Origin of the sequence: Kribbella amoyensis, assembly GCF_007828865.1 — a bacterium.
GTDB classification, from domain to species: Bacteria; Actinomycetota; Actinomycetes; order Propionibacteriales; family Kribbellaceae; genus Kribbella; species Kribbella amoyensis.
The window spans coordinates 1-9,806 of the sequence record NZ_VIVK01000006.1 but is presented as its reverse complement, the minus strand read 5'-3'; the positions used below and the strand labels follow the sequence as shown (position 1 = coordinate 9,806).

The following is a 9,806-nucleotide window of genomic DNA, read 5'->3' as shown; positions in this document are numbered from 1 at the left end:
ATCTGCACTCCTCGTCGGTCGGGACGACGAGTACGGCCACCGGGCTGTCGTCGGTGGAGACGAAGCGGGCCGTCTTCGTGGGTTCGGCATTGAGGACGGCGTCGAGGTGGATGCCGAGGCGCTCGAGTCCGTGGACCGAGGCGGCGCGCGCCTCGGCCGAGTGCTGGCCCACGCCGGCGGTGAAGACGATGGCGTCGACCGTCCCGAGCACGGCGTAGTACGCGCCGATGTACTTCTTGATCCGGTGCACGTACACGTCGAAGGCGAGCCGGGCGCGGTCGTCCCCCTCCGCGCGGCGCCGGGTCAGTTCGCGGAAGTCGTTGTCGCCGGTGAGCCCCTTGAGCCCGGACCGGAAGTTGAGCGCCCGGTCGATCTCGTCCACCGTCCAGCCGAGTTCGCGGGCCAGGTGCGCCTGGATCGCGGGATCGAGGTCGCCGCTGCGCGTGCCCATCACCAGGCCCTCGAGCGGGGTCAGCCCCATCGACGTGTCGACCGACTCGCCCCCGCGGACCGCGGCCGCCGAACACCCGTTGCCGAGGTGCAGCACGATCACGTTGACGTCGGCGGGAGGGCGGCCGAGCAACTTCGCCGCCTGCTCGGACACGAACGCGTGCGACGTGCCGTGGAACCCGTACCGCCGGATGCCGTGCTCCTCCTGCCATTCGTACGGCACCGCGTACGTGTAGGCGTGCGGCGGAAGCGTCTGGTGGAACGCGGTGTCGAACACGGCGACATGCGGCAGGTCCGGGAAGAGCCGCCGCGCGACCCGGATCCCTTCCAGGTTCGCCGGGTTGTGCAGCGGTGCCAGCGGGACGAGATCGGTGACCTCGGCAACCAACGCGTCGTCGATCAGGCTGGGCGCACCGAAGCTCGCACCGCCGTGCACGACCCGGTGCCCGACCGCGGCGAGCTGCACGCTGTCGAGCGCGGGTCCGTGACTGTCGAACGCCGCGATCGCCGCCCGTAACGCGTCCTCGTGCGTCGCGATCGGGTCGTCGCTGGTGAACTCGCCGTCCGGACCGCGATGGACCTGGTGCCCCTCGGACTCACCGATCCGCTCGATCACACCACTGGCCGCGGCCTCACCCGAGTCGCCGACGACCAGACTGTACTTCAGCGAGGACGATCCGGCGTTGATCACCAGGACGTGGTCGGTCATCGGTCACTCCCCCAACTGGGCCTGGATCGCGGTGATGGCCACCGTGTTCACGATGTCGCGGACGGTGGCCCCACGGGACAGGTCGTTCACCGGTTTGCGCAGACCCTGCAGGACCGGGCCGACGGCGACCGCGTTCGCGGAGCGCTGGACCGCCTTGTACGTGTTGTTGCCCGTGTTCAGGTCGGGGAAGACGAACACCGTGGCCCGGCCCGCGACCGGGGAGTCGGGCAACTTCGTCCGGGCGACGGCGGCGTCGATCGCGGCGTCGTACTGGATCGGCCCCTCGACCGGCAGGTGCGGGGCCCGCTCCCGGACGAGCGCGGTCGCCGCGGACACCTTCTCGACGTCGGTGCCGGTGCCGGAGGACCCGGTCGAGTACGAGAGCATCGCGACCCGCGGTTCGACCCCGAAGGCGACCGCGGTCGCGGCCGACGAGATCGCGATGTCGGCGAGTTGCTCGGCGGTCGGATCCGGGTTGACCGCGCAGTCGCCGTACACGAGGACCTGGTTCTGCAGGCACATGAAGAAGACCGACGAGACCACCGAGACCCCTGGCGGCGTCTTCACCACCTCGAGCGCCGGCCGGATCGTGTGTGCGGTGGTGTGGACCGACCCCGACACCATCCCGTCGGCGAGGCCGAGCTGGACCATCATCGTGCCGAAGTACGACACGTCCCGGACCAGTTCGCGGGCCCGGTCCAGGTCGACACCACGGTGCTGCCGGAGTTGGTGGTACTCCGCGGCGAACCGCTCGGCCAGCTCGTCGTGGTCCGGGTCGATCAGGCGGGCCGCGCCGACGTCGACGCCGATCGCCGCCGCCTTCGCGCTGATCGCGATCGGGTCACCGAGCAGGGTCAGGTCCGCGACCCCCCGCCGCAGCAGCACGTCCGCGGCCCGGAGGATCCGTTCCTCGGCACCCTCCGGCAGCACGATGTGCTTGCGGTCGGCAACAGCCTGGTCGAGCAACCGGTGCTCGAACATCAGCGGCGTCACCGCCTTGCTGCGCGCGACCGCCAGCTCGTCCAGCAACGCCCGGCTGTCGACGTGCTTGTCGAACAGCGCGAGCGCCGTGTCCACCTTGCGCGGTGCGTCCTTGGTGAGCCGGCCGCGGACCGCGCTCAACACGGCCGACGTCGCCTGCGTTCCGAGGTCGGTCGCCACGATCGGCAGCGTCGCCCCGAGTCCCTCGATCAGCCGCTGGACCTGATCGGGCAACGCGAACCCACCGTTGAGCACGACGGCCGAGATCTGCGGGAACGTCCGGGACGCGTGCGCCATCAGGACCCCGAGCACCACCTCGGGCCGGTCCCCCGCGGTGACCACGGCCGCGCCGTCGAACAACCGGTCCAGCACGTTCGGCATCGTCATCGCGGCCACCATCACCCCGGTGACCTCGCGGGCCAGCAACTGCGGATCCCCGCTGAGCAGCCGGCCGTTGACGGGACCGAGCAGGTCCGCGACCGACGGCTGGTTCAGCAACGGCTCCTCCGGGATCGCGTACGCCGGAACGTCCGCCCCCGCGAGCGCCTCGGCCGCCGGGTCCAGCTGGTCCTGGTCCACCCGGTTCGCGATCACGGCGAACAACGACCCGTGGTTCGCCTGCAACTCGGCCACGGCCATGTCCGTGATCGCCCGCAGGTCCCGTGGCGTCCGGCGGTACCCGTTGAGCACGAGCAACACCGGCGCCCCGAGATTCGCGGCGATCTTCGCGTTGTACGAGAACTCGGTCGGTGTCCCCACGTCGGTGTAGTCGCTGCCGAGGATCAGCACGGCGTCCGCGTGCTCGGCCACCTCGTGGTACCGCCGCACGATCGTGTCCAGCGCGGCGTCGGGATCCGCGTGCACCTCGTCGTAGGTGACCCCGACCCCGTCCTCGTACGTCATCGGCACGGCATCGTGCGACGTGAGCAGGTCGAGCACGTAGTCCCGGCCACCGTGCGTCGCGGTGTCGGGCCGCACGATCGGCCGGAACACGGCCACCCGCTCGACCCGCCGCGACAACTCCTCGAGCACCCCGAGAGCCACCGTCGACTTCCCGGTGTGCCCCTCCACCGAAGCGATGTAGACACTGTTCCCCATGCCAGAACCCTAGCCAGCCCCTGGTCACCGCCGCCCAGCCGGCTCCGATCGTCCGACGGACCGGCCGCGGCCGACCGGAGGTGCTGTGGTCAGGCCGGCCGGGCGACCCGGCGATCCTTGCGCTCGGCAAGCTCTTCCGCGGGCACCAGCACGAACATCGGCTGGTCCGGCGCGCACAGCATCGTGACCGTGAACCGCACCGGGACGTCGGGCCGGTTGTTACCGTCCTGGTAGTGGATGACGTCGCCACCCGGTTCCCAGAACGCCTCCCCCGCCTTGAGCACCCGCGGCGGCTCGCCCTCCAGCTCGAACAACATCTCGCCCTCGACCACGTAGCCGAAGGCCGGCCCGGAGTGCCGATGCGGCGGCGCCCCCGGGTCACCCGGCGGGTACTCCAGCACCACCGTCATGGCGTGGAACCCGTCCGGGACGAACGGCGGCTCCACCTCCTGCAGCATCGTGAGCGCCGTCTGCCAGGCGGTCGACGGGTGCTCGGGGTACGTCACGTCAGGATCCGTCATCGCGGCCGGCTCACTTCCCGGCCGGGGTCAGGCCGGCCCAGTCGCCGTACGTGAGGTCGCCGAAGGTCGCGTCGCCGGCCGGTACCAGGGTCCGCTCGGCCAGTTCGGCGCCGAAGTACTTGGCGTGCGGGTCGGTGACCACGTCCCGCGGGTCGCTGTGCGCCTTCAGGGCCCGGCGGAAGAACTCGTCCATCTGGTACTCCTGCGGCCCGGCGATGTCGATCCGCCCGTTCAGCGGCGTACCGACCGCGGTCCGGCCGACCGCCTTCGCGACGTCCTCGGCGGCCATCGGACGGAACGCGACCGGCGCGATCCGGACCGTACCGCCGTCGTCGGCCGCGTCCGCGATCGCCTGGACGAACTCGTAGAACTGGGTGGCATGCACCAGCGAGTACGGGATCGCCGACTTCTCGATCAGCTCCTCCTGGGCGATCTTGGCCCGGAAGTACCCGCTGTCCGGCAGCCGCTCGGTGCCGACCACCGACAGCGCGACGTGATGCCCGACCCCGGCCTCCGCCTCGGCGGCGAGCACGTTCGTGGTCGAGGTCCGGAAGAACTCCATCACCGCGTCGGCCTCGAACGACGGCGAGTTCGACACGTCGACGACGACGTCCGTGCCCTTCATCACCTCGGCCAGTCCCGCACCGGTGAGCGTGTTCACCCCGGTCTTCGGTACCGCCACGACCGCCTCGTGCCCGTGCTCGGTGAGCTTCTCCACGACCTTCGACCCGATCAGCCCGGTTCCGCCGATCACCACGATCCTCATCGTCAACCTCCCGTCCACGGGCGGCACCAGTTGCCGCCCGGTCACCCACTAGGACAGGGCAGGGATCCGTTCTGTGACGACTCAGGCCTGCTTCCAGGCAGGCTCAAGCGGTGGGTGGGGCCGCGGCGTACTCGTCGTCGGTGACCGGGTCGAGCCAGTGAACGACGGCGTGGTCGGCGTCCGACTCGTTCAGGGCGAGGTGGACCATGAGGCGGTTCGGGGCGGCGCCGTGCCAGTGTTCCTCGTCGGCCTCGAAGAGCACCCGGTCGCCGGGGCGGATGACCTCGACCGGTCCGCCGCGGCGCTGGCACAGGCCGACGCCTTCGGTGACGAAGACCGTCTGGCTGAGGGGGTGACGGTGCCAGTGGGTCCGGGCGCCGGGCATGAAGTGGACGAGGTTCGCGGTGAGCCGCGACGGCGGTCCGGCCGCGGCGACGGCGTCGATGTACACGTCGCCGGTGAACCAGTCCGCCGGTCCCTTGGCGGTGTCGATGGAGCTGCGGGTGATCTGCATGGTTCCTTCAGGGCTTGGTGATGGGGGTGTCCGCGGGCGCGGCCCAGGAGGCGAGCAACCGAAGGCGTTCGGCCGACGGTGAGCTGGGTTCGGCGGTGTAGATCAGCAGGACGATCCCCGGCTCCGCGGTGACCGCGAGTTCCTCGTAGGCCAGCGTGAGGTCGCCGACGACGGGGTGGTGGAAGCGCTTGGTACCGGTCCCGTGGGTCCGGACGTTGTGGTCGGCCCAGAGCCGGCGGAATGTCTCGCTCCGGGTGGAGAGTTCACCGACGAGGTCCTGGAGTCCACGGTCGTGCGGATCCCGGCCGGCCTCGGCGCGCATGATGCCGACGCACATCTCGGCGAACAGGTCCCAGTCGGGATAGAAGTCGCGGGCCGCGGGATCCAGGAACTGGAAGCGGGCCAGGTTCGGCGTCCGGCCGCCGTCGCCGATGACGGGCGAGTAGAAGGCCCGGCCGAGGGCGTTCGTGGCGAGCAGGTTCTGGTGCGGATCCCGGACGAACGCGATCCCGTCCGTGATCGCGTCGAGCGCCCACTGCAGGCTGAGCCGCGACCCCGCCGCCTTCCCGGCCGGACGACGGCGCCGGCCCGACGTGGGGATCCCGTCCGCGGCTCGCGCGAGGTCGAGCAGGTGGGCGCGTTCGGTGTCGTCCAGTTGCAGGGCCCGGCCCAGCGCGTCGAGGACTCCGGTGGACGCGCCCGCGATCTGGCCGCGCTCGAGTTTCGCGTAGTACTCGACGCTCAGTCCGGCGATCGCGGCGACCTCGCTGCGGCGCAGTCCGGGGACGCGCCGGGACCCGGTGGCCGGCAGCCCGGCCTGGTCCGGCGTGATCCGGGCGCGGCGAGTGGTGAGGAACTCGCGGACCTCCTGGCGATTGTCCACGTCTCCGACAGTAACCCGCCGGCGCCGGGGCGCAGGGCCGCGAAGGGTGCCCTGTCGGTACACCCATCGACAGTGACTTCCTCGCGTCGCCGGCCCGAGCTTGACTCGTCCCGGGGCCCCGCACCTCGGGGTCCCGGAAGTCGAAGAGAAGGAGCGCGTGATGCGCCAGGTAGTCATGCACAGCCCCGGGAACGTCCAGGTCGAGGACCGCGAGGACCCGAGGATCATCGAACCCACCGATGCGATCATCCGCCTCGCGGCCACCTGCATCTGCGGCAGCGACCTGTGGCCGTACCGGGGCGCGGAGCCGGTGGACCACCAGGTGATGGGCCACGAGTACGTCGGTGTCGTCGAGCAGGTCGGTGCGCAGGTCCGCACCGTCAAGGTCGGTGACTTCGTGGTCGGCTCGTTCTGGGCCTCCGACAACACCTGCGAGATCTGCCAGGCCGGCTACCAGGCGTACTGCGTGCACCGCGTCCTGATGGGCACCATCGGCACCCAGGCCGAGCTGGCCCGCATCCCGTTGGCCGACGGCACCCTCGTCGCCACCCCGGGCCTGCCCGAGCCGGACCTGATCCCGTCGTTGATGGCCGCCTCGGACGTCCTCGGGACCGGGTGGTTCGCCGCGGTCGCCGCCGAGGCCGGTCCGGGCAAGACCGTCGCCGTCGTCGGTGACGGCGCCGTCGGGCTGCTCGGCATCCTCGCCGCCCGGCAACTCGGGGCCGAACGGATCATCGCGTTCAGCCGGCACGCGGACCGCCAGGCGCTGGCCCGCGAGTTCGGCGCCACCGACCTCGTCGAGGAACGCGGTGACGAAGGCGTCGCCCGGGTCAAGGAGCTCACCGGCGGACTCGGCGCGCACTCGGTGATCGAGGCCGTCGGCACCCAGGAGGCGATGATGCAGGCGATCCACTCGACCCGGGCCGGCGGCCATGTCGGGTTCGTCGGGGTCGCCCACGACGTCGCCGTCCCGGGGGACGAACTGTTCATGGCCGGCGTCCATCTCCACGGCGGCCCGGCCCCGGTCCGGCAGTACCTGCCCGAACTCGTCAAGCTGATCTGGGACCGCAAGATCAACCCTGGCAAGGTTTTCGACCTCACCCTGCCGCTGGACCGCGCCGCCGAGGGGTACCAGGCGATGGACCAGCGCACCGCGACCAAGGTGCTGCTCACCGTCTGAGCTTCAGGTGAACGCGAGCGTCGACTCCAGAGCGGTACTGATCCGGGTGGCCATGGTCCGGTAGCCGAGCGGACCAGGGTGCAGGCCGTCGGCCAACTGGTCCGCCTCCTCGACCGTGAGGATGGACGAGCCGTCGACCAGGTGCAGGTTGGGGTCGTCGGCGGACAGGTCGCGGATCACCTGGTGCACCTCTTCCCGCACCTCGGCCAGGGTGAGTCCGGTCCGGTTGGTGGTGGCTTCGCGCTCGGGGCTGGCGATGGGCGACTGGACGACGATCGGCGTCCCGGCGTGCCCGTCGCGGACCCGGGCGACGAAGTCGGCCACGCGGCCCCGCCAGGTGCGGGTGCTGTAGCTGCCGTTGCCGTAGACGTTGATGCCGAGGCACAGGCTGATCAGGTCGGCCGGCTGGTCGCGGAGGGTTTCGGCGACGACCGGGTCGAGGTGGCACTGGCCGCCGAATCCGAGACACCGCAGATCCCACCCCTGCGCCCGGGCGACGAGGGCCGGCCAGGTCTCGGTCGGTCCCGGCGCATGCCGGCACTGGGTGATCGAGCTGCCGTAACAGAGCCAGCGGAACCGGGGCGGCGGCGGTGCGTCCGGGAGACCTGACGCGTCCCGCAGCCGGACCGCCCCCAGCCGCGCGGGTCCGTGCTGGGGCAGCCAGACCTCGATCGTCGCGGGCCGGCCCGGCAGGGTGAACGTGAACTCGTTCGGCCCGGCGCCGACGGACGCTCGCTGCGCCAGTTCGCCGTCGACGAGCAGGTCGACCGGCGAGGAATCGTCGGCGCCGCTGTCGAGCTCGAGGGTGAGCTCACGGGCGTCGGTGGTCAGCACCGCCCGGACGCCGGCGGGGGCCTTCGCCTTCTCGAACAGCACCGGGGCATAGGCGCGCCGCTCCAGCGCCGGTGGCAGCCGCCACGGCTGCGACCAGCCGTCGGCCGGCGCCCAGCTCAGCGCGCCGTGCCACAGCTCCGGGCGGTCCAGCGGACCGATGGCGACCTCACTCATCACGCTTCGAGCCTTTCTTCGATGTCGACGTAGTGCCGCCGGATGGCGTCCCGCGCGCGCTCGGTGTCGCCACTGAGCATCGCGTCGAAGATCTCCTCGTGGCTGCGGTACCCGGCCAGCAGATCGTGATCGGGGATCGCCTCGGAGCTGCGGTGGAAGGCCTGCCAGAACAGGTCGAACAGGTGCAGCAGCATCTCGTTGTCGAGGTCGACGAAGAGCAGCCGGTGGAACTCCCGGTCCTGCACGGCGTACCCCTCGCCGCGGGCGGCCCGCTCCCCCATCTCGGCCAGCACCCGGCGCAGCTCGTCGACCGTCTCCGGTCGCAGCGCGGCCATCGCGTCGTCGGCCATGGCCGACTCCAGCGCCTTCCGCAGGACGAGGAGATCACGCAGGACGCGGGTCCCGACCATCAGCCCGTACGGCAGGTGGTCGAACAGCGGCGCGAACGAGAAGTCCCGGACGTACGTACCGCTGCCCTTGCGGATCTCCAGCACCCCGGTCGACTCCAGCGCCTTCACGGCCTCGCGGACCGAGCTGCGGCTGACCCCGAACTGCCGGGCCAGCTCGGCCTCCGGCTTGAGCGGGTCCCCCGGTTGCAGCTTGTTGGTGAGGACGTAGCTGCGGATCTCCTCCTGCACGGTCCGATGCACCGGCGCGGACGGCCGCAGCCGCCGGAACGACGGATCGGTCGCAGGCTGTTCTGGCACGCGCGGAGCCTTCCCCTTGACATCGGATCGGACCGATTCTACGGTTCCAAACCTGTAGGACATCAGACGTAATCCTAGCAGGTGAGTCCCTCCGGGGAGCGAACCCAGCGAAAGGAACCGCCCATGTCCAGGACGAGACCACCACGCCTGCGTCTCCTCGCCGTTCTCACCAGCGCTGCCGCTCTGGCAACAGCCACCTCCTTGATCGGCCCACCGGCCTCGGCCACGAACACAGCGGCCTCGGCCGACCCCGATGCTTCCTCGCTGAGCCGCACCACGGTGTTCACCCGCGGCGAGGGTGGCTACCACACGTTCCGGATCCCGACCCTGGTCGAGGCCGTCGACGGCACCCTGCTGGCACTGGCCGAGGGCCGGGTGACGGATCCGGACGACTTCGGCGACATGGACATCGTGCTCAAGCGGTCGACCGACGGGGGCGCCACCTGGGGCCCGATCCAGGTGGTCGTCGACACCGGAACCGACCGGTGGAGCAACCCGGTCGCCGTCGTGGACGCCTCGACGGGGCGGATCATCGTCAACACCATCCGTACCGCGGCGGGCGGCGGCGACGATCTCGAGTGCGGCCGCGTGCCCGTGCGCTCGCACCTGTTGACCAGCGACGACAACGGCGCGACGTGGTCCGAGCCCAGGGACATCACCGACGACGTGAAACCGTCGCACTGGCGGAACATCGCGCCCGGACCGGGGCACGGCATCCAGCTCACCAAGGGCGCGCACGCCGGACGGCTGGTGATCCCGGGCCGGCACAGCTACGTCCATCCCGGACAGGAGTGCACCAATCTGACCGGCGCCGGCGGACACGCCCTGCTCAGCGACGACGGCGGGCAGACCTGGCGGGTCGGGGCCGTCGACGAGCAAGGCATCGAGGCCCTCCGGCCGAACGAGGTCTCGGTCACCGAACTGGCCGACGGCCGGCTGTACTTCAACGCCCGCGACCAGGGCAACACCCCGGGCCGCCGCGTCGACAC

At 71.1% G+C, this 9,806-nt stretch carries 10 protein-coding genes; 2 read left to right on the top strand and 8 right to left on the bottom strand.

The window, feature by feature from the left end; translation table 11 throughout:
• The 6 genes from FB561_RS37575 to FB561_RS37550 form a co-directional block, all read right to left on the bottom strand.
• A partial coding sequence (locus FB561_RS37575; protein ID WP_145814882.1) for an acetate/propionate family kinase occupies nt 1-1,159 on the bottom strand: 1,159 nt, incomplete at its 3' end.
• Between the two features lie 3 nt (nt 1,160-1,162).
• On the bottom strand, nt 1,163-3,238 hold the full coding sequence (gene pta, locus FB561_RS37570) for a phosphate acetyltransferase (RefSeq protein WP_145814881.1): 2,076 nt from the start codon (nt 3,236-3,238) through the stop codon (nt 1,163-1,165).
• Nucleotides 3,239-3,327: 89 nt separating this feature from the next.
• Nucleotides 3,328-3,759, bottom strand: coding sequence for a cupin domain-containing protein (locus FB561_RS37565; protein WP_145814880.1), 432 nt, complete (start codon nt 3,757-3,759; stop codon nt 3,328-3,330).
• A 10-nt stretch (nt 3,760-3,769) separates the two neighbouring features.
• Nucleotides 3,770-4,525 carry an SDR family oxidoreductase gene (locus FB561_RS37560; RefSeq protein WP_145814879.1) on the bottom strand — a complete coding sequence of 252 codons (756 nt, stop codon included), beginning with the start codon at nt 4,523-4,525 and terminating at the stop codon, nt 3,770-3,772.
• A 103-nt stretch (nt 4,526-4,628) separates the two neighbouring features.
• Entirely contained in the window at nt 4,629-5,039 is a 411-nt protein-coding gene (locus FB561_RS37555) for a (R)-mandelonitrile lyase (RefSeq protein ID WP_145814878.1), read from the bottom strand.
• A 7-nt stretch (nt 5,040-5,046) separates the two neighbouring features.
• Complete coding sequence (locus tag FB561_RS37550; RefSeq protein WP_145814877.1) at nt 5,047-5,922, bottom strand: helix-turn-helix transcriptional regulator; 876 nt, start codon at nt 5,920-5,922, stop codon at nt 5,047-5,049.
• Nucleotides 5,923-6,082: 160 nt separating this feature from the next.
• On the opposite strand from FB561_RS37550, the gene FB561_RS37545 reads away from it, so the two are divergent.
• Nucleotides 6,083-7,102: a zinc-dependent alcohol dehydrogenase family protein gene (locus tag FB561_RS37545; protein WP_145814876.1), complete on the top strand. Its 1,020-nt coding sequence runs from the start codon at nt 6,083-6,085 to the stop codon at nt 7,100-7,102.
• Between the two features lie 3 nt (nt 7,103-7,105).
• Here the strand turns inward: FB561_RS37545 and FB561_RS37540 are convergent, their stop codons facing one another.
• The gene (locus tag FB561_RS37540; protein ID WP_145814875.1) at nt 7,106-8,110 is read right to left on the bottom strand and encodes a GDSL-type esterase/lipase family protein; all 1,005 of its coding nucleotides are present in this window, start codon (nt 8,108-8,110) and stop codon (nt 7,106-7,108) included.
• On the bottom strand, nt 8,110-8,817 hold the full coding sequence (locus tag FB561_RS37535; protein WP_202881044.1) for a FadR/GntR family transcriptional regulator: 708 nt from the start codon (nt 8,815-8,817) through the stop codon (nt 8,110-8,112). Before FB561_RS37535 ends, FB561_RS37540 begins: the two co-directional genes overlap by 1 nt.
• A gap of 123 nt (nt 8,818-8,940) precedes the next feature.
• On the opposite strand from FB561_RS37535, the gene FB561_RS37530 reads away from it, so the two are divergent.
• A partial coding sequence (locus FB561_RS37530) for a sialidase family protein (protein WP_145814873.1) occupies nt 8,941-9,806 on the top strand: 866 nt, incomplete at its 3' end.

Excerpts from the sequence above, each read along its gene's own strand:
- pta (WP_145814881.1), bottom strand. The coding sequence starts at position 3,238 with ATGGGGAACAGTGTCTACATCGCTTCGGTGGAGGGGCACACCGGGAAG.
- FB561_RS37565 (WP_145814880.1), bottom strand. The coding sequence starts at position 3,759 with ATGACGGATCCTGACGTGACGTACCCCGAGCACCCGTCGACCGCCTGG.
- FB561_RS37560 (WP_145814879.1), bottom strand. The coding sequence starts at position 4,525 with ATGAGGATCGTGGTGATCGGCGGAACCGGGCTGATCGGGTCGAAGGTC.
- FB561_RS37555 (WP_145814878.1), bottom strand. The coding sequence starts at position 5,039 with ATGCAGATCACCCGCAGCTCCATCGACACCGCCAAGGGACCGGCGGAC.
- FB561_RS37545 (WP_145814876.1), top strand. The coding sequence starts at position 6,083 with ATGCGCCAGGTAGTCATGCACAGCCCCGGGAACGTCCAGGTCGAGGAC.
- FB561_RS37540 (WP_145814875.1), bottom strand. The coding sequence starts at position 8,110 with ATGAGTGAGGTCGCCATCGGTCCGCTGGACCGCCCGGAGCTGTGGCAC.